The 18624-nt window shown below is 56.2% G+C and carries 17 protein-coding genes and 1 riboswitch; of the genes, 11 read left to right on the top strand and 6 right to left on the bottom strand.

Features of this window, described 5'->3' with window-relative positions; genetic code table 11:
• Positions 1-44 precede the first annotated feature (44 nt).
• The gene (locus tag ACTU3N_RS02605) at positions 45-191 is read right to left on the bottom strand and encodes a hypothetical protein (protein WP_443084569.1); all 147 of its coding nucleotides are present in this window, start codon (positions 189-191) and stop codon (positions 45-47) included.
• A 113-nt stretch (positions 192-304) separates the two neighbouring features.
• On the bottom strand, positions 305-1267 hold the full coding sequence (gene leuO, locus ACTU3N_RS02600; RefSeq protein WP_443084568.1) for a transcriptional regulator LeuO: 963 nt from the start codon (positions 1265-1267) through the stop codon (positions 305-307).
• Positions 1268-1812: 545 nt separating this feature from the next.
• On the opposite strand from leuO, the gene leuL reads away from it, so the two are divergent.
• From leuL to leuD, 5 genes are all read left to right on the top strand, one after another.
• Complete coding sequence (gene leuL / locus ACTU3N_RS02595) at positions 1813-1899, top strand: leu operon leader peptide (RefSeq protein WP_443084616.1); 87 nt, start codon at positions 1813-1815, stop codon at positions 1897-1899.
• 90 nt (positions 1900-1989) lie between these two features.
• Positions 1990-3561 carry a 2-isopropylmalate synthase gene (gene leuA / locus ACTU3N_RS02590; protein ID WP_443084567.1) on the top strand — a complete coding sequence of 524 codons (1572 nt, stop codon included), beginning with the start codon at positions 1990-1992 and terminating at the stop codon, positions 3559-3561.
• On the top strand, positions 3561-4652 hold the full coding sequence (leuB, locus tag ACTU3N_RS02585) for a 3-isopropylmalate dehydrogenase (protein ID WP_443084566.1): 1092 nt from the start codon (positions 3561-3563) through the stop codon (positions 4650-4652). Before leuA ends, leuB begins: the two co-directional genes overlap by 1 nt.
• Positions 4653-4654: 2 nt before the next feature.
• Positions 4655-6055 (top strand): 3-isopropylmalate dehydratase large subunit, encoded by a 1401-nt coding sequence (gene leuC / locus ACTU3N_RS02580; protein ID WP_443084565.1) that lies wholly within the window; start codon positions 4655-4657, stop codon positions 6053-6055.
• A 10-nt stretch (positions 6056-6065) separates the two neighbouring features.
• Positions 6066-6671 (top strand): 3-isopropylmalate dehydratase small subunit, encoded by a 606-nt coding sequence (gene leuD, locus ACTU3N_RS02575; RefSeq protein WP_443084564.1) that lies wholly within the window; start codon positions 6066-6068, stop codon positions 6669-6671.
• A 32-nt stretch (positions 6672-6703) separates the two neighbouring features.
• On the opposite strand, the gene ACTU3N_RS02570 is transcribed toward leuD, so the two are convergent.
• Together ACTU3N_RS02570 and sgrT are read right to left on the bottom strand one after the other, a co-directional pair.
• A complete protein-coding gene (locus ACTU3N_RS02570) occupies positions 6704-7882 on the bottom strand; it encodes a sugar efflux transporter (RefSeq protein WP_443084563.1) in 1179 nt (392 codons plus the stop codon).
• Positions 7883-8004: 122 nt separating this feature from the next.
• Positions 8005-8160, bottom strand: coding sequence for a glucose uptake inhibitor SgrT (sgrT, locus tag ACTU3N_RS02565; RefSeq protein WP_443084562.1), 156 nt, complete (start codon positions 8158-8160; stop codon positions 8005-8007).
• An 87-nt stretch (positions 8161-8247) separates the two neighbouring features.
• Between sgrT and sgrR the strand changes: the two genes are divergently transcribed.
• The 4 genes from sgrR (at position 8248) to thiQ (ending at position 13325) form a co-directional block, all read left to right on the top strand.
• Positions 8248-9903, top strand: coding sequence for an HTH-type transcriptional regulator SgrR (gene sgrR / locus ACTU3N_RS02560; protein WP_443084561.1), 1656 nt, complete (start codon positions 8248-8250; stop codon positions 9901-9903).
• 35 nt (positions 9904-9938) lie between these two features.
• A riboswitch (TPP riboswitch) is annotated at positions 9939-10041 on the top strand.
• Between the two features lie 29 nt (positions 10042-10070).
• Positions 10071-11054 (top strand): thiamine ABC transporter substrate binding subunit, encoded by a 984-nt coding sequence (thiB, locus tag ACTU3N_RS02555; protein WP_443084560.1) that lies wholly within the window; start codon positions 10071-10073, stop codon positions 11052-11054.
• On the top strand, positions 11030-12640 hold the full coding sequence (gene thiP, locus ACTU3N_RS02550; protein ID WP_443084559.1) for a thiamine/thiamine pyrophosphate ABC transporter permease ThiP: 1611 nt from the start codon (positions 11030-11032) through the stop codon (positions 12638-12640). The genes thiB and thiP overlap by 25 nt, the downstream gene beginning before the upstream one ends.
• Positions 12624-13325 (top strand): thiamine ABC transporter ATP-binding protein ThiQ, encoded by a 702-nt coding sequence (gene thiQ, locus ACTU3N_RS02545; RefSeq protein WP_443084558.1) that lies wholly within the window; start codon positions 12624-12626, stop codon positions 13323-13325. The genes thiP and thiQ overlap by 17 nt, the downstream gene beginning before the upstream one ends.
• Here thiQ and ACTU3N_RS02540 read toward each other — a convergent pair.
• Together ACTU3N_RS02540 and araC are read right to left on the bottom strand one after the other, a co-directional pair.
• Positions 13319-14092 (bottom strand): DedA family protein, encoded by a 774-nt coding sequence (locus ACTU3N_RS02540; protein ID WP_443084557.1) that lies wholly within the window; start codon positions 14090-14092, stop codon positions 13319-13321. The genes thiQ and ACTU3N_RS02540 overlap by 7 nt on opposite strands.
• A gap of 144 nt (positions 14093-14236) precedes the next feature.
• On the bottom strand, positions 14237-15082 hold the full coding sequence (araC, locus tag ACTU3N_RS02535; RefSeq protein ID WP_443084556.1) for an arabinose operon transcriptional regulator AraC: 846 nt from the start codon (positions 15080-15082) through the stop codon (positions 14237-14239).
• 337 nt (positions 15083-15419) lie between these two features.
• Here araC and araB point away from each other — a divergent pair, with 337 nt between their 5' ends.
• Positions 15420-17111: a ribulokinase gene (araB, locus tag ACTU3N_RS02530; RefSeq protein ID WP_443084555.1), complete on the top strand. Its 1692-nt coding sequence runs from the start codon at positions 15420-15422 to the stop codon at positions 17109-17111.
• Between the two features lie 10 nt (positions 17112-17121).
• Positions 17122-18624 carry an L-arabinose isomerase gene (araA, locus tag ACTU3N_RS02525; RefSeq protein WP_443084554.1) on the top strand — a complete coding sequence of 501 codons (1503 nt, stop codon included), beginning with the start codon at positions 17122-17124 and terminating at the stop codon, positions 18622-18624.

Raw genomic sequence — 18624 nt, 5'->3', positions numbered from 1 at the left:
CACTGTTATTATGATTGACTGTTACCATAGCCGCTCAAAATCTGTCAGGCAATGAGCAAACACAGGCGGTGCGGGAGCAGAAAAAGAGGAAAAGTGAGACCAGATTGCCAGAAGCGGAAGAAACCACTGGCATAAGCAAATATGATGACCAATGATCGCCAGAACGGGCGAGAGTTCAGTAATTCATCCATTTTTAATGCCCTGCGGGTGAACAGCGCCACGCAAAATCAGACGAAAATACTGCAAGGTAAAATCAAGGCAGAATAAACCGGACGAAATCCGCCCGGCCTATCCTGCACTTAGTCTAACGGCTACACACTGAGACCAGCAGCTCTTCCATCCACTGATGGCCCTTATCGCGGCCTGCCGCCTCATGCCAGGAGAGGTAACAGATGCGCGTGTTGAGATGCAACGGCAGCGGTAACGCCTGCAAGTCCAGTGAGGCAGCGAACTCTTCCGCCAGCCAGCGTGGCGCAATGGTTACCAGCTGTGTTTGCGATACCACGTTCAACACACTGATCAGCGCCATTCCCTGATAAGCAATAGCGCTTTGCTTATCCGGCGTGTCGTACCAGGGTTGGCTAAAGGAGGCGTAACGCTCCAGCGATACCACCGCATGCTGCTCTTTATAGAAATCAACCTCCGTAGCCAGCGCATTTATTCGGGGATGTTTTTTGCTGACGACCAGCACCATTTCATCTTTAAATAACGGCACGCTGGAAAATTCCGGACGACGGAACTCTTCGTAGCCAATAACAAACTCAATTTCCTGATAGCGTAGCTGATGTTCAGTATTGTGGTTCAGTGCAGATTTAAAAACCAAATGTATATTCGGTGCTATTTTCTCCACATTGTTGTAAATAACCGACGTTAAAAAATTATCAAGTGGGCTACATACACACAGATTAAATATTCGTTCGCTGCTGACAGGCTCAAACCCCGACCCCGGCAGCTCATTTTGCACAAGCTGCAGAGCCTGACGGATTGAACCAAATAGCTGATATGCACGTGCAGTAGGCTGAATGCCTCGCCCATAGCGAACAAAAAGCTCGTCATTAAACATTAGTTTAAGACGCGCCACTGCATTACTCACTGCTGGCTGAGACATACCAAGCGTATGCGCAGCGCGAGTAATGTTTTGTTCTTGCATAACCGCATCAAATACTGTTAACAAATTAAGGTCCACAGAACGCAGTTGCGGCTTTACACTATCCTTAACCTGCTGATCAGCAACGACTTCCCCAGGAACATTGCACGCCGACGTCATGATAAACTCCCTTTACCGGTATAATAATAATATTCAGGAAGATGATTTATCATGCATATAGCATTATTTGAAGCTCAGGGTGATAAATTAGGAATATATAAAGCTCGTTTCCGTATTGTATACAATATTAAAAAGTCAGGCAGAGGCAATATTCTGGGATTTTTCTTTATATAATCTCAATTAATTTAACAACCTGCGCACAACTGAAAAAAATGCGCTAATTCTGTAATGTTTTTTGATATATAACCACCAATAATTATTTTGTTAAGCAGCAATAAAATATACAAACAAATTATTCGAAGCAAAAATCTGTTGCAAGAAAAAGTAACATTTCCACGCTTTTTTATCCTGTTTCGGCGCGCCAGCGCAACGAGATCCTACAGGTTATAATTAATTTTGAGTTTTATCGCGCAAGCAGAACAATCAACTAAAGCGCCGGAGGATAATCGCCTCTTTCGCGAGATGCTTTTTATAGCCAGGGGTTGACTTTAGTTTTGCTATCCAGTACCACTAAAAGCATATCGCATTCATTTGGAGCATGATTCATGATTCGCAACGTTCGCTTCGCAGGCCTACTACTACTAAACGCATCTCTTTTGCGCGGTAGGCCGGTGGGCGAAATTCAGCACTGAATCGACTCCTGGTAAGACTAAGAACCCGCGCCCTGGCGCGGGTTTTTTTATGCTCGTCGCGGGGCGACCTCAAATAAAAGGATCAGCACCATGAGCCAACAAGTCGTGATTTTCGATACCACTTTACGAGATGGTGAACAGGCATTACAGGCAAGTCTGAGCGTTAAAGAGAAGCTGCAAATCGCCCTGGCGCTGGAACGTATGGGCGTCGACGTGATGGAAGTGGGCTTTCCGGTCTCTTCACCGGGCGATTTCGAATCCGTGCAGACCATCGCGCGTCAGGTGAAAAACAGCCGAGTCTGCGCCCTCGCCCGTTGCGTGGAAAAAGATATCGACGTCGCCGCCGAGTCGTTAAAAGTGGCGGAAGCTTTCCGTATTCACACCTTTATCGCAACCTCGCCGATGCATATCGCCACCAAGCTGCGCAGCACGCTGGATGAAGTCATCGAGCGCGCCGTGTATATGGTCAAACGCGCGCGCAATTATACCGACGATGTGGAGTTCTCCTGTGAAGATGCCGGTCGTACGCCAATTGACGATCTGGCGCGAGTGGTTGAAGCCGCCATCAATGCCGGCGCGAAAACGATCAATATCCCCGACACCGTTGGCTACACCATGCCGTTTGAATTCGGAAATATCATTACCGGCCTGTATGAGCGCGTCCCGAATATTGACCAGGCGATTATCTCTGTCCACACCCATGACGACTTAGGTTTAGCGGTAGGCAACGCTATCGCCGCCGTGCACGCTGGCGCTCGCCAGGTTGAAGGCGCAATGAACGGTATCGGTGAGCGCGCCGGTAACTGCTCGCTGGAAGAAGTGATCATGGCTATCAAAGTGCGCAAAGATATTATGAACGTGCACACGCGCATTAATCACCACGAAATCTGGCGTACCAGCCAGACCGTCAGCCAAATCTGCAACATGCCGATTCCGGCGAACAAAGCGATTGTCGGCACCGGCGCCTTCGCCCACTCCTCCGGTATTCACCAGGATGGAGTGCTGAAAAACCGTGAAAACTACGAAATCATGACGCCGGAATCCATTGGCCTGAATCAGGTACAGCTGAACCTGACCTCCCGTTCTGGCCGCGCGGCGGTGAAACACCGGATGGAAGAGATGGGCTACAAAGAGGCAGATTACAGCCTGGACAACCTGTACGACGCGTTCCTGAAACTGGCGGACAAAAAAGGCCAGGTGTTCGATTACGACCTGGAAGCGCTGGCGTTTATCAACAAGCAGCAAGAAGAGCCGGAGCATTTCCGCCTGGATTACTTCTCTGTCCAGTCCGGCTCCAGCGATATCGCCACCGCTTCAGTCAAGCTGGCCTGCGGCGATGAAGTGAAAGCGGAAGCGGCCAACGGTAACGGGCCAGTGGACGCTATCTATCAGGCCATTAACCGCGTCACCGAATACGATATCGAGCTGGTGACATACACCCTGAGCGCCAAAGGCCACGGCAAAGATGCGCTGGGCCAGGTGGATATTGTGGTCAATTACAACGGGCGGCGCTTCCACGGCGTCGGCCTGGCAACGGATATCGTCGAATCCTCCGCCAAAGCCATGGTGCATGTGCTGAATAATATCTGGCGCGCCGCCGAAGTCGAAAAAGAGTTGCAACGCAAAGCGCAGAACAAAGAAAACAACAAGGAAACCGTGTGATGTCGAAGAATTACCATATTGCCGTATTGCCAGGTGATGGCATTGGGCCGGAAGTGATGGCGCAAGCCCTGAAAGTCCTGGAAGCCGTGCGCAGCCGCTTTGCGATGCGCATCACCACCAGCCACTATGATGTGGGCGGAATCGCTATCGACAAGCAGGGTACCCCATTGCCGCAGGCTACGGTTGACGGCTGCGAGCAGGCGGATGCGATTCTGTTTGGTTCCGTCGGCGGCCCGAAGTGGGAAAACTTGCCGCCAGCGCAGCAGCCAGAGCGTGGCGCGCTGCTGCCGCTGCGTAAGCACTTTAAGCTGTTCAGCAACCTGCGCCCGGCAAGACTGTACCAGGGGCTGGAAGCGTTCTGCCCGCTGCGCGAAGACATTGCCGCTAACGGTTTCGACATTCTGTGCGTGCGCGAATTAACCGGGGGTATTTATTTCGGCCAGCCAAAGGGGCGCGAGGGCAGCGGCCAGCATGAGAAAGCCTTCGATACCGAGGTCTATCATCGCTTTGAAATCGAGCGCATTGCGCGTATCGCGTTTGAATCCGCACGCAAGCGCCGCAAAAAAGTGCACTCGATTGATAAAGCCAACGTGCTGCAAACCTCGCTGCTGTGGCGTGAAATCGTCAATGAGATCGCGCAGGAATACCCGGACGTTGCGCTTTCACATATGTATATCGACAACGCCACCATGCAGCTGATTAAAGATCCGTCGCAGTTTGATGTGCTGCTGTGCTCCAACTTGTTTGGCGATATTTTGTCTGACGAGTGCGCGATGATTACCGGTTCCATGGGGATGCTGCCCTCAGCAAGCCTCAATGAACAAGGCTTTGGCCTGTATGAACCAGCCGGTGGCTCCGCGCCGGATATCGCCGGGAAAAATATCGCCAACCCGATTGCGCAAATTCTGTCGCTGGCGCTGCTGCTGCGCTATAGCCTGGAGGCTGACGACGCAGCGTGCGCTATCGAAGCGGCCATCAACAAAGCATTAGAAGAAGGCGTGCGTACCGGGGATTTAGCCCGCGGCGGTGCGGCGGTAAGCACTGATGAGATGGGTGACATTATCGCCCGTTATGTGGCGCAAGGGGTGTAATCATGGCTAAGAGCTTGTACGAAAAATTGTTTGACGCCCATGTGGTGTATGAAGCGCCGAACGAAACCCCGCTGCTGTATATCGACCGCCATCTGGTGCACGAAGTCACCTCGCCGCAGGCGTTCGATGGCCTGCGCGCGCACCATCGCCCGGTGCGCCAGCCTGGCAAAACCTTCGCCACGATGGATCACAACGTCTCAACGCAGACGAAAGACATCAACGCCTCCGGCGAGATGGCACGTATTCAGATGCAGGAACTGATCAAAAACTGCAAAGAATTCGGCGTGGAGCTGTATGACCTGAACCACCCTTATCAGGGCATCGTGCACGTGATGGGGCCGGAACAAGGTATTACCCTGCCGGGGATGACCATCGTTTGTGGCGACTCCCACACCGCCACCCACGGCGCATTTGGCGCGCTGGCGTTCGGTATCGGCACCTCTGAAGTCGAGCACGTGCTGGCAACGCAAACCCTGAAACAAGGGCGCGCCAAAACCATGAAAATTGAGGTCAACGGCACGGCAGCGCCGGGGATCACCGCCAAAGATATCGTGCTCGCCATCATCGGTAAAACTGGCAGCGCGGGCGGCACCGGCCATGTGGTGGAGTTCTGCGGCGATGCCATCCGCACGCTGAGCATGGAAGGCCGCATGACCCTGTGCAATATGGCCATTGAGATGGGCGCGAAAGCAGGCCTGGTGGCGCCCGATGAAACCACCTTCGACTATGTTAAAGGCCGCCTGCATGCCCCCAAAGGCAAAGATTTTGACGAAGCGGTCGCTTACTGGAAGACACTGCAAACGGATGAAGGCGCGGTTTTCGATACCGTCGTCACGTTGCAGGCGGAAGATATCGCCCCGCAAGTGACCTGGGGCACCAACCCAGGCCAGGTGATCGCCGTGAACGATAACATCCCTGACCCGGCATCTTTCACCGACCCGGTGGAGCGCGCGTCGGCAGAAAAAGCACTGGCGTATATGGGCCTGCAAGCGGGCGTGCCGCTGACCGAAGTCGCTATCGACAAAGTGTTTATCGGCTCCTGCACCAACTCACGCATTGAGGATTTGCGCGCGGCGGCAGAAATCGCCAAAGGCCGCAAAGTCGCGCCTGGCGTACAGGCGCTGGTGGTGCCCGGTTCCGGCCCGGTCAAAGCTCAGGCGGAAGCCGAAGGTCTGGATAAAATCTTTATTGAGGCCGGTTTTGAGTGGCGCTTACCGGGCTGTTCCATGTGCCTGGCGATGAATAACGACCGCCTGAACCCTGGCGAGCGCTGCGCTTCGACCAGCAACCGTAACTTTGAAGGCCGCCAGGGCCGCGGTGGTCGCACGCATCTGGTCAGCCCGGCGATGGCAGCCGCTGCGGCGGTCACGGGTCATTTCGCTGATATTCGCAGCCTGCGCTAAGGAGCACATCATGGCAGAGAAATTTACCCAACATACCGGCCTGGTTGTGCCGCTGGATGCCGCCAACGTTGACACCGACGCCATCATTCCAAAACAGTTTTTGCAAAAAGTCACGCGCACCGGTTTTGGCGCGCATCTGTTTAACGACTGGCGTTTTCTCGACGACAAAGGCCAGCAGCCGAACCCTGAGTTTGTGCTGAACTTCCCGCAGTATCAGGGTGCGTCTATCTTGCTGGCGCGGGAAAACTTTGGCTGCGGCTCCTCGCGTGAGCACGCCCCCTGGGCGCTGACCGATTACGGCTTCAAAGTGGTGATCGCCCCAAGTTTTGCCGATATTTTTTACGGTAACAGTTTCAATAACCAGTTGCTGCCGGTCACCCTGAGCGACGCCGAGGTCGATGAGCTGTTTACGCTGGTGCAGAACACGCCAGGCATCACCTTTGACGTGGATTTGCAGGAACAAGTGGTGAAAGCGGGCGGGAAGTCTTACCCCTTTACGCTGGATGCATTTCGCCGCCACTGCATGTTAAATGGCCTGGACAGCATCGGCTTGACCTTGCAACACGAAGCGGCGATTTCCGCCTTTGAGCAGCAACAACCGGCGTTTATGCGCTAATTTTACTGGCCCGGTTCGCCGGGCCATATTATTTAAACGTCTTTCACCCGGCTGGTGAGCAGAAGCGTAATGGCTGAAATCACCACAATTGCCAGGTAAACGGATGAATGACCAAAAGCCTGCGCCAGCGCGCCCTGAATAATCCCCGCCAGAATCACCCCGGTAGAAATGCTGTTGGTAAAAAGCGTCGTCGCGGAACCGGCGCGCCCCGGCATCAAATCCTGAAACCAGAGCATCCCGATCCCGGCAACGATACCGATAAAGATTGCATTGAAAAACTGCAGCGCCAGTAGCCCACTCTGGCTGTGGAATAAAAGCAGCCCCACATAAAACAGCACGCCTGCGGCAACGGCGGTCATCATCATGCGCCGCTTGCCTAAACGTTTCACAAAATAGCCCGCGAGGATCATCGCCGGGATCTCAAGCCCGGCAGCCGTGCCCATCAACACGCCCGCGAGCTTATCCGGCAGCCCGAGGGTGGAGCTTATCCACAGCGGCATATCAATGATATACATGGTGTTGCAGGTCCACATCAGCGTCGAGGCAATAAACAGCATACGCACGTTTTTATCCCCCCAGCCGCTCACCTGCGTCACCGCCACGTCGGCAGGCTGCTCAACCCGCGCCACCGAAGGCAGCCAGAAGGCAATCAACACCAGGCTTATGACAAAGATCCCGGCGGCAAGAGAAAACATGGTGATAAAGCCATAATTGAGCGCCAGCATAAACGCCAGCGGCGGGCCAATCACCCAGGCCAGCGACAACTGCGCGCGCATCACGGAGCTGAACATCACCACTTCGCGCGCCGAGCTGTCGGCATACTCGCGGGCGAGCGCGAACAGCTGCGGCATCGCGGTGTTGGCAAGCGAAGCGAGCAGTACGCCGCAGGTGATTAACGTCAGATAGTGGCGGTTAAAGGCAAACAGCAGCGCATTACCCACCGCCATCAGGCAGCAAAAGAGGATCAGCTTGCGCCTGTCGCCCTGGCTGTCCGAGCGTTTCGCCAGCCACAAACTCACCAGGATCCCGGCGATAGCATTGACCGTATAAAACAGGCCAATCCAGAACGGCTGCGCACCAACTTCACGGCTGAGAAACAGACTCAGCGTTGGCGCCTGCACGGCACCCGCCACGCCCATCATAAAGGCGACAATCATAAACGCCACGTATACACCGTTGAGGCGGCGTCCCATCGTCATTAACCACAGCATGTGCGCTTCCTTGTTAAAGGCGAGAAATTTCACGAAAATCATAAACAAAAAAAGCCAGCAAAAACATTTTGCTGGCGTGGCGGCGATACGCCGAATACTCAGTCACACATGATGTAGGCAAGTCACTCCTTTGAGCACGGCCTTGTCACTTCCCACTGCATCAGTTCTTGCAGCATTTTCACCCGCTCTGCCCCTGACATCAGCCGGGAGAGCCAGCAAACGTCATGCGTTGCGTGAAAATAATCCAGCCAGAACTTCCGTACAGATGCTCTCTTCATAGCACCTCCTTGCTTTCATCGAAGAGAATTATTGGCTTAATATAGGGAAAAATAAATTGCTGAGTTTTTGTCGGGAGTTCCCCTTTTATGTCTACAGGCCGCCTGCAACAACAATTCATCCGTCTCTGGCAATGCTGCGACGGTAAATCTCAGGAAACTACGCTTAGCGAGCTGGCAGAGTTACTCAGCTGCTCCCGTCGACATATGCGCACACTTCTGAATACCATGCAAGCGCACGGATGGCTAATGTGGGACGCGGAAGCAGGCCGCGGCAAGCGCTCGCGGCTGACCTTCCTCTACACCGGGCTTGCGCTCCAGCAGCAGCGTGCCGAAGACCTGCTGGAGCAGGATCGTATCGACCAAGTGGTGCAGCTGGTGGGAGATAAAAACGCCGTGCGCCAGATGCTCGTCTCCCGTCTGGGCAGGTTGTTTCGCCAGGGGAGGCACATTATGCGCGTGCTCTATTACCGCCCTTTGCGCAACCTTCTTCCCGGTACGGCGCTGCGGCGCTCCGAGACGCATATGGCGCGGCAAATCTTCAGCGCGTTGACACGTATAAATGAGGAAAATGGGGAACTGGAAACAGATATCGCCCATCAATGGAAATCCATTTCCCCTTTACACTGGCGCTTCTATTTACGTCCCGGCATTCATTTTCACCATGGCCGCGAGCTGGAGATGAGCGATGTCATCACCTCCATCCAGCGCGCCAGTGCGTTGCCGCTCTATTCGCATATCTGCGAAGTGACTTCTCCCACGCCCTGGACACTGGATATTTATCTCTCGCAGCCCGACAACTGGCTGCCATGGCTGATGGGCCATATTCCGGCGATGATTTTACCACGCGAGTGGCCCACCCTTCCTCATTTCGCCAGCCAGCCGATCGGCACCGGCCCTTACTCTGTGGTGCGTAACAATAACAGCCAGCTGAAAATCCGCGCCTTTGATGACTACTTTGGCTACCGCGCGCTGATTGATGAGGTCAATGTTTGGGTGCTGCCTGAAATTAGCGACGAACCGACCTGCGCCCTGACGCTGGAAGGCCCAACTGAAGAGGAAACGGCAGAAGAGAGCCGCCTTGAAGAAGGCTGCTACTACCTGCTGTTTGACGCCCGCTCCAGCCGGGGGGCGAATCTGGCGGTCAGAAAGTGGGTCAGCCAGACCCTCTCTCCCGTCAACCTGATGTGGCACGCGGAGGAGCAATATCAGCAATACTGGTCTCCCGCTTATGGCCTGCTGCCACGCTGGCACCATGCCCGCCCAAGTAGCGGCGAAAAGCCTGTGGGCCTGGAAAGTCTGACCCTGACCTTCTACTGCGAGCATAGTGAGCATCTGGCAATTGCGCAGACCATGAGCAAAATGCTGGCGGCGCACAATGTGAAACTGATTATTCAGCAAGTGGATTATGAGCAGTGGCACGCGGGTGAGGCGAACAGCGATATCTGGCTGAACAGTGCTAACTTTACCCTGCCGCTGGATTTTTCTGTCTTTGCTCATCTGTATGAAGTGCCGCTGATACAGCACTGTGTTCCTGTCGACTGGGAGGCGGATGTAGCGCGCTGGCGCACCGGAGAAATGCAGCTTGCCGCCTGGTCGCAGCAGTTGCTGGCGGACAAAGCGATAGTGCCGCTTATCCATCACTGGCTAAGGCTTCAGGGTCAGCGCTCCATGCGTGACCTGCGCATGAATACGCTGGGCTGGTTTGATTTTAAATCCGCCTGGTTTGCACCGCCGGATCCGTAAGGCTTTCGAATTTTTACCAATTCATTACAATAGCGATGTTCTCAACGGGGTGCTGCGTGCCGTGCGCGTGTGCTGAGAAAATACCCGTCGAACCTGATCCGGATAACGCCGGCGAAGGGATTTGAGGCTCCTTCTCAAAATCCTTTGCCACTCATTTGAGGTGCAAAGTGTTAAAAAAATCGCTCTGTTTATTACTCCTGCTCGCAGCGCCCGCTTTTGCAAAACCAGTGCTGACGGTCTACACCTACGACTCCTTCACCGCCGACTGGGGGCCGGGTCCTGCGGTAAAAAAAGCGTTCGAAGCACAGTGCGACTGTGAGCTAAAACTGGTGGCGCTGGAAGATGGCGTCTCGCTGCTCAATCGCCTGCGTATGGAAGGGAAAAACAGCAAAGCCGACGTGGTGCTGGGGCTGGATAACAACCTGCTGGCGGCGGCCACGCAAACGAAGCTGTTTGCCAAAAGCGGCATCCCGGCAGAGGCCGTCAAGGTGCCCGGTGGCTGGAACAATGACACCTTCGTCCCCTACGATTACGGCTGGTTCGCTTTCGTGTATGACAAAAACCGAGTGAAAAACCCGCCCAAAAGCTTAAAAGAGCTGGTTGAGAGCGATGAGAAGTGGCGCGTGATCTACCAGGACCCGCGCACCAGCACGCCGGGGCTAGGTCTGCTTTTGTGGATGCAAAAAGTCTATGGCGATAGCGCGCCGCAAGCCTGGCAGAAACTCGCGGCGAAAACCGTCACCGTGACCAAAGGCTGGAGCGAAGCCTACGGCCTGTTCCTCAAAGGCGAAAGCGACATGGTGCTCAGCTACACCACCTCTCCGGCTTACCATATTCTCGAAGAGAAAAAAGAGAACATCGCGGCAGCAAATTTCAGCGAAGGGCACTATTTGCAGGTGGAAGTCGCCGCACGCACGGCGGCCAGCAAACAGCCGGAGCTGGCGGAGGCGTTCCTGAAATTTATGCTCTCCCCTGGCTTTCAAAATACCCTTGCCACCGGCAACTGGATGTATCCGGTGAGCGATGTCCCCCTGCCCGCGGGCTTTGAGCAACTGGTGAAACCACAAACCACGCTTGAATTTACCCCGCAGGAAGTCGCAACCCAGCGCGGCGCATGGATCTCGGCATGGCTTCGCGCCGTCAGCCGCTGATCCCCGGCTGGCTCCTGCCAGGACTGACCGCCGCGACTATAATGGTGGCGGTGGCGCTGTCCGCATTCTTCGCGCTGTGGCAAAACGCCCCGGACGGCGAGCTGTCGGCGTTCTGGCAGGATAGCTACCTGTGGCATGTGGTGCGTTTCTCTTTCTGGCAGGCGTTTCTTTCTGCTGTGCTGTCGGTGGTACCGGCTATCTTTCTTGCCCGCGCGCTTTACCGACGCCGCTTTCCCGGACGCCTTGCACTACTGCGTCTGTGCGCGATGACCCTCATCCTGCCCGTGCTGGTGGCGGTGTTTGGCATTCTCAGCGTCTATGGTCGCCAGGGCTGGCTGGCGACGCTTTGCCAGACGCTCGGCGTTGAATGGACGTTTTCACCTTACGGCTTACAGGGCATTTTACTGGCGCATATCTTTTTTAACCTGCCGATGGCGTCGCGTTTGTTGCTGCAATCGCTGGAGCAAATTCCCGGCGAGCAGCGCCAGCTTGCCGCGCAGCTAGGTATGCGCGGCTGGGCGTTTTTTCGCTTTGTTGAGTGGCCGTGGCTGCGCCGTCAGATCCCGGCGGTCGCCGCGCTGATTTTTATGCTCTGTTTTGCCAGTTTCGCCACCGTGTTATCGCTCGGCGGCGGGCCGCAGGCGACGACCATCGAGCTGGCTATTTACCAGGCGCTGAGTTTCGACTTCGATCCGGCCAGAGCTGCCATGCTGGCGCTGCTGCAGATGGTGTGTTGCCTCGGCCTGGTGCTGCTCAGCCAGAAACTAAGCAAAGCGATTGCTATCGGCAGCCATCAGATTCAGGGCTGGCGCAACCCCGAAGATCGCCTGTTTAGCCTGCTGGCGGACACCGTGCTTATCGTGCTGGCGCTGCTACTACTGTTACCACCGCTGCTGGCGGTAGTGGTCGATGGCCTCAATCTGAGCCTGGTAAATGTGCTGCGTGAGCCGGTGCTCTGGCAGGCGGTGTGGACGTCGCTGCGCATTGCGCTGGCCGCCGGGGTGCTGTGCGTTGCGCTGACCATGATGCTGCTGTGGAGTAGCCGGGAGCTGCGTGCGCGCCAGCAACTGGTTGCGGGGCAAGCGCTGGAGCTAAGCGGGATGTTGATTCTGGCGATGCCGGGTATCGTGCTGGCGACCGGCTTCTTTTTGCTGCTTAACAACACGGTCGGCCTGCCCTCCTCTGCCGATGGTATCGTGATTTTCACCAATGCCCTGATGGCGATTCCGTACACGCTAAAAGTGCTGGAAAACCCGATGCGCGACCTGACCGCGCGCTACAGTATGCTGTGCCAGTCGCTGGGGATGAGCGGGTTTAGCCGCCTGCGCATTATCGAGCTGCGTGCGCTCAAACGCCCGCTGGCACAAGCGCTGGCGTTTGCCTGCGTGCTGTCGATTGGTGATTTTGGCGTGGTGGCGCTGTTTGGTAATGACTCGTTTCGCACGCTGCCGTTTTATCTCTACCAACAAATTGGCGCGTATCGCAGCCAGGACGGTGCGGTGACGGCGCTTATCTTATTGCTGCTCTGTTTTGTATTATTCACCGTGATTGAAAAACTTCCGGGTCGCCATGCTAAGACTGATTGATGTCACCTGGCTTTATCAGCATCTGCCGATGCGCTTCACCCTGTCGGTAAAACAGGGTGAGCAGATAGCCATTCTCGGGCCTAGCGGTGCGGGGAAAAGCACGTTACTGAGCCTGATTGCCGGGTTTCTCACCCCGGCGAGCGGGCGAATTATGATTGAAGGCGTGGATCATAGCGCCACGCCGCCGTCGCAACGCCCGGTCTCGATGTTGTTTCAGGAAAACAACCTCTTTACGCACCTGACGGTACGCCAGAACATTGGCCTCGGTTTGAACCCGGCACTGAGGCTGAGCGCTGCCCAGCGCAACAAACTCAGCACCATTGCGCAGACGATGGGGCTTGAGAGCCTGCTCGACAGACTGCCCGCGCAGCTCTCCGGCGGCCAGCGTCAGCGCGTTGCGCTCGCCCGCTGTCTGGTGCGAGAACAACCGGTTTTGTTGCTGGATGAACCATTCTCGGCGCTCGATCCGGCGCTGCGCCAGGAGATGCTCGCGCTGGTGCAAAGCGTGTGCCGCCGCCAGCAACTCACGCTGCTGATGGTTTCTCATAGCGTGGAAGACGCCGCGCAAATCGCCGCGCGTTCGCTGGTGATTGCCGACGGGCGCATCGCCTGGGATGGCGCGACGGAGGAATTATTGCGCGGTAACTCGCCCGCGTCTGCCCTGCTGGGCATTCGCGCTCAGTAGCCGCCGCGCACCACGTTGCCGAGAATATTCAAATACACGGGCATCAGCGGATGCGTCACCAGCATGAACGCCGCCGCCAGCCCCGCCACCAGCATGCCTGGCCCCAGCCACAGCAAACGACGGCGCGGCAGATAGCGGGTCAGGCGGTCAACTCCCGCCTTCCCGGCGCGCCAAAGTCGCCAGCACAGCCAGCCTGCCACCCACAACAGCAGCGCGGTGACTAACAGCAACCATTTAAAGTGCCCGCTTTGCATATCAGAGGGAATATCAATCGCCGCACCGGCCAGAATGCCCGGTAAAAAATAGAACGGCGGCCACAGCAGGCAGCCAATGATATTGGGCGGCAGAAACTTCTTCACCGGCAGATCAAGCATCCCGGCAACCATCGGCACCAGCGGACGGGTTGGCCCGATAAAGCGCCCGACAAGAATTGTAAACAGGCTGTGCTGATGCAGCGCGTGCTCGGTTTTATCCAGCAGCGCTTTGTTCTTTTTCATAAACGACCAGCGGTGCAGAGGCACTTTAAAGCGCCAGCCCAGCCAAAACGAAATCCAGTCGCCCAGCAGGCAACCGACGATCCCCGCAAGCCAGGCATACCAGAAATTGACCTCCCCGCTGCCAATTAATGCGCCCAGGCCCGCCATCAGTACCGTACCCGGCAGGATTAGCCCAACCAGCGCCAGCGACTCCAAAAACGCCACCAGTACAATAGCAAAAAGCGACCAGGCAACGGATTGGGTAATAAAGTGTTCCAGCAAGGCTTCCATCAGATGTCCTGTTCAGAGTAAACGCGAGACCGCAAAGGCTCTCTTCGCTCGTCAAGCACCCTGAAGCATCAGGGCAAATCGATAAGCGCAACATTTTACCTGTTGTATCACTTTGCTGAACAGTTCATTGCCCTTCTTTACGTTTTATTCACATCCGGCGCGAAATTCGCTCGGGCTGGCGCCGGTGCATTTTTTAAACACTCTGGAGAAATAGAGCTGATCGTCGAAGCCGACGTTGCGCCCTACGCTGGCAATCGGCATCCGCGTGGTGCTGAGCAAAAGCTTTGCCTGGCTGATGCGCTGGTCTTCGCGCCAGCTCAACACGCTCACCCCCAGCTGCTGGCGAAACAGATGCGAGAGCCGTGAGGGAGAGAGGCAAACGTGCTGCGCGACGCTGGCAATATCAAAATGGCTGTCCGACAGGTGATCGCTAATGTACTGGCAGGCATCGCGCACGCGGTTATCCAGCGGCGGATGCAGCGAGGCATTAATCGCCTCCATGCGCCGCAGCAACAGTTGCTCCAGCAGGTTGATGGCCAGGTGTTCCGCATAGCGCCCGGCGCTCTGTCCCGCATCAATAATTTGCGCAAAAAGTTCACGAAAACGCTGCAGATTGGCCTCATCCGGGCGGTAAAACCCGGTGTGGGCAAACAGCGTGGGCCAGCTTAGCCACTCCTGCCAGTAAGCGCGCGGGCGGAAGTATACCCACTGGTGATACCACTCTTTGGCATCCGGGTGACGCCCGTAGTGGTGAATTTCCCCCGGCGGAAAGAGCAGAATATCGCCGGGATGGCAGACAAACTGCTGCCCCTGGTTTTTCACGATCCCCTCGCCGCGCACGGTCAGGTTCAGAATATACCCCTTCATCCCCAGCGGCCGGTCAATAAAAAAGTCGAGATAGCCGCCCGCCTCAATGGGCGTCAGTCCTGCGACCAGGTGGGCATTAAACGAGTAGCCAGGCAGCAGCGGATCATTTTGTGATTCAGCCATAAACGCAATACTCCAGAGCAGGGCAAGGAAACCAATTGTCCATATTGTCAGACCCGTCACTGAATAACTGGCTGCGGGCAAGCGGCGTAAACACTGGCATTGTTTAATCCCGCCAGACAAAAGCGATTACGCGTTTTTGACACCACCTGACGGGGTGAAAAAGCATAACAAAAGTGTCTATAAAGGTGGCAGAAATGTCCACATCGAAATTTTGCACGGCGTCACACTTTGCGATCCCATAGCATTTTTATCCATAAGATTAGCGAATACGGCCTGACGATATTCGGCGTTGCTCACTATGGTTTTTAACTAACGGTTATTCTTATGGAGCAACGCAATGGCAATCACAATTGGCCTCGATTTCGGTAGCGACTCAGTACGCGCCCTGGCGGTGGACTGCACAACCGGGGAAGAGATAGCCACCAGCGTCGAGTGGTATCCACGCTGGCAGGAGGGGCGCTACTGCGACGCGCCGCATAACCAATTTCGCCATCACCCGCGCGATTACATCGAATCGATGGAGGCCGCGCTGAAAAATGTGCTGGCTGAACTGAGCAGCGAACAGCGCGCTGAGATAAAAGGCATTGGCGTCGACAGCACCGGTTCCACCCCTGCGCCAATCGATGCACAAGGGCGCGTACTGGCGCTGCGCCCTGAGTTTGCCGACAACCCGAACGCCATGTTTGTGCTGTGGAAAGATCACACCGCCGTCGACGAAGCAGAAGCAATCACCAACCTGTGCCACACCCCCGGGAAAACTGACTACTCGCGCTACATTGGCGGTATTTACTCCAGCGAGTGGTTCTGGGCGAAAATTTTACATGTCACCCGTGCCGACAGCGCCGTGGCGCAGGCTGCCGCCTCATGGGTGGAGCTGTGCGACTGGGTGCCTGCCCTGCTTTCCGGCACCACGCGCCCGCAGGATATCCGCCGGGGGCGTTGCAGCGCCGGGCATAAATCCTTATGGCATGAAAGCTGGGGCGGCCTGCCTCCCGCACAATTTTTTGACGAGCTTGACCCGCTGCTCAATAAGCATCTCGGCTGGCCGTTATTTACCGAAACCTGGACTGCCGATCTGCCGGTTGGCACGCTGAGCGCTGAATGGGCGCAGCGCCTCGGCTTAGCGGAATCCGTGGTGATTTCCGGCGGCGCATTCGACTGCCACATGGGTGCGGTTGGCGCAGGCGCACAGCCCAACACGCTGGTCAAAGTGATTGGTACGTCGACCTGCGACATTCTGATTGCCGACAAACAGAGCGTCGGCGCACGCGCGGTCAAAGGTATCTGCGGCCAGGTTGACGGCAGCGTCGTGCCGGACTTTATCGGTCTCGAAGCCGGGCAATCTGCCTTTGGTGATATCTATGCCTGGTTTGGTCGTATTCTCGGCTGGCCGCTGGAGCAACTGGCGCAGCAGCACCCTGAGCTTCAAGCACAAATCAAAGCCAGCCAGAAACAGCTTCTCCCTGCGCTCACCGACGCGTGGATGAAAAACCCTTCGCTCGAACATTTACCGGTGGTGCTCGACTGGTTTAACGGCCGCCGCACGCCGAACGCCAACCAGCGCCTGAAAGGCGTTATCACCGATCTGAACCTGGCCACCGATGCACCGGCACTGTTTGGCGGGCTTATCGCTGCCACCGCATTTGGCGCGCGCGCCATTATGGAGTGCTTCACCGAACAAGGTATCGCGGTGGATAACGTGATGGCGCTTGGCGGCATCGCCCGCAAAAACATCGGCGTCATGCAAGCCTGCTGCGACGTGCTTAATCGCCCGCTACAGGTAGTCGCCTCGGAACAGTGCTGTGCGCTGGGCGCGGCGATTTTTGCCGCCGTTGCCGCAGAGGTGCACCCGAACATTCCGGCGGCGCAACAAAAGATGGCCAGCGCCATCGAAAAGACCCTGCAACCGACCGCGCAGGCGCAACAGTTTGAACGGCTCTATCGCCGCTACCAGCAATGGGCAAGCAGCGCCGAGCAGCACTACCTCCCCTCAGCCGCGACAGACTCGCCGGCCGCGTTAACTCATTAAGGACACGATTATGACTATTTTCGACAATTATGAAGTGTGGTTCGTCATCGGCAGCCAGCATCTGTATGGGCCACAGGCGCTCAAGCAGGTGACGCAGCATGCCGAGCAGGTGGTCAATGCCCTTAATGCGGACGCGAAATTACCCTGCAAACTGGTGCTGAAACCGCTCGGCACCACGCCGGACGAGATAAGCGCAATTTGCCGCGAGGCGAATTACGACGACAAATGTGCCGGGATGATGGTGTGGCTGCATACCTTTTCGCCCGCCAAGATGTGGATCAACGGCCTGACCATCCTCAATAAACCGCTGTTGCAGTTCCATACCCAGTTCAACGCGGCCCTGCCGTGGGACAGCATCGATATGGACTTTATGAACCTGAACCAGACGGCGCACGGCGGGCGCGAATTCGGCTTTATCGGCGCGCGTATGCGCCAGCAGCACAGCGTTGTTACCGGCCACTGGCAGGATAAAAACGCCCACCGCCGCATCGGGTCGTGGATGCGCCAGGCGGTATCCAAACAGGATACCCGCCAGCTTAAAGTGGTGCGCTTTGGCGATAATATGCGCGAAGTTGCCGTCACCGACGGCGACAAAGTGGCCGCGCAGATCAAATTTGGCTTCTCGGTTAACACCTGGGCGGTGGGCGATCTGGTTGAAGTGGTAAACAGCATCAGCGACGGCGATGTGAATGCGCTGGTCGATGAGTACGAAAGCAGCTACCGCCTGACGCCCGCGGCGCAAATTAATGGCGACAAACGCCAGAATGTGCTCGACGCGGCGCGCATTGAGCTGGGTATGAAGCGCTTTCTGGAACAGGGCGGCTTCCACGCGTTCACCACCACGTTTGAAGACTTGCATGGTCTGAAACAGTTGCCAGGGCTGGCGGTGCAGCGCCTGATGCAGCAAGGCTACGGTTTTGCCGGTGAAGGCGACTGGAAAACTGCCGCGCTGCTGCGCATCATGAAAGTGATGTCCTCAGGGCTTGCGGGCGGCACCTCCTTTATGGAGGACTACACCTATCACTTCGACAACGGCAACGACCTGGTGCTCGGCTCGCATATGCTGGAGGTCTGCCCGACCATCGCCACCGACGAAAAACCGATTCTGGATGTGCAGTTCCTCGGTATCGGCGGCAAAGCCGATCCGGCGCGCCTGATTTTCTCCACCCAAACCGGCCCGGCCATTAACGCCAGCCTTATCGATCTGGGCGATCGCTTCCGCCTGCTGGTCAACTGTGTTGATGCTGTCAAAGCGCCGCACGATTTACCGAAACTGCCGGTGGCGAACGCGCTGTGGAAAGCTCAGCCGGACCTGGCAACCGCGTCTGAAGCCTGGATCCTCGCGGGCGGCGCGCACCATACCGTCTTTAGCCACGCGCTGAACCTTGATGATATGCGCCAGTTCAGCGAGCTGCACGGTATCGAACTGACGGTGATTGATAACGACACCCGTCTGCCCGCGTTTAAAGACGCGCTGCGCTGGAACGAAGTCTACTACGGTTCAAAACGTTAA

It is taken from the genome of Vagococcus sp. WN89Y (assembly GCF_052220145.1).
In the GTDB taxonomy this organism is placed as follows: Bacteria; Pseudomonadota; Gammaproteobacteria; order Enterobacterales; family Enterobacteriaceae; genus Kosakonia.
Note: the sequence above shows the minus strand (reverse complement) of the source record. Positions and strands in the feature narration are given on the sequence as shown.

Excerpts from the sequence above, each read along its gene's own strand:
- leuL (WP_443084616.1), top strand. The coding sequence starts at position 1,813 with ATGATTCGCAACGTTCGCTTCGCAGGCCTACTACTACTAAACGCATCT.
- araB (WP_443084555.1), top strand. The coding sequence starts at position 15,420 with ATGGCAATCACAATTGGCCTCGATTTCGGTAGCGACTCAGTACGCGCC.
- sgrT (WP_443084562.1), bottom strand. The coding sequence starts at position 8,160 with ATGAAGAGAGCATCTGTACGGAAGTTCTGGCTGGATTATTTTCACGCA.
- thiP (WP_443084559.1), top strand. The coding sequence starts at position 11,030 with ATGGCTTCGCGCCGTCAGCCGCTGATCCCCGGCTGGCTCCTGCCAGGA.
- thiQ (WP_443084558.1), top strand. The coding sequence starts at position 12,624 with ATGCTAAGACTGATTGATGTCACCTGGCTTTATCAGCATCTGCCGATG.
- leuC (WP_443084565.1), top strand. The coding sequence starts at position 4,655 with ATGGCTAAGAGCTTGTACGAAAAATTGTTTGACGCCCATGTGGTGTAT.
- sgrR (WP_443084561.1), top strand. The coding sequence starts at position 8,248 with ATGTCTACAGGCCGCCTGCAACAACAATTCATCCGTCTCTGGCAATGC.
- araC (WP_443084556.1), bottom strand. The coding sequence starts at position 15,082 with ATGGCTGAATCACAAAATGATCCGCTGCTGCCTGGCTACTCGTTTAAT.
- leuA (WP_443084567.1), top strand. The coding sequence starts at position 1,990 with ATGAGCCAACAAGTCGTGATTTTCGATACCACTTTACGAGATGGTGAA.
- leuB (WP_443084566.1), top strand. The coding sequence starts at position 3,561 with ATGTCGAAGAATTACCATATTGCCGTATTGCCAGGTGATGGCATTGGG.
- leuD (WP_443084564.1), top strand. The coding sequence starts at position 6,066 with ATGGCAGAGAAATTTACCCAACATACCGGCCTGGTTGTGCCGCTGGAT.
- araA (WP_443084554.1), top strand. The coding sequence starts at position 17,122 with ATGACTATTTTCGACAATTATGAAGTGTGGTTCGTCATCGGCAGCCAG.
- ACTU3N_RS02570 (WP_443084563.1), bottom strand. The coding sequence starts at position 7,882 with ATGCTGTGGTTAATGACGATGGGACGCCGCCTCAACGGTGTATACGTG.
- leuO (WP_443084568.1), bottom strand. The coding sequence starts at position 1,267 with ATGACGTCGGCGTGCAATGTTCCTGGGGAAGTCGTTGCTGATCAGCAG.
- ACTU3N_RS02605 (WP_443084569.1), bottom strand. The coding sequence starts at position 191 with ATGGATGAATTACTGAACTCTCGCCCGTTCTGGCGATCATTGGTCATC.
- ACTU3N_RS02540 (WP_443084557.1), bottom strand. The coding sequence starts at position 14,092 with ATGGAAGCCTTGCTGGAACACTTTATTACCCAATCCGTTGCCTGGTCG.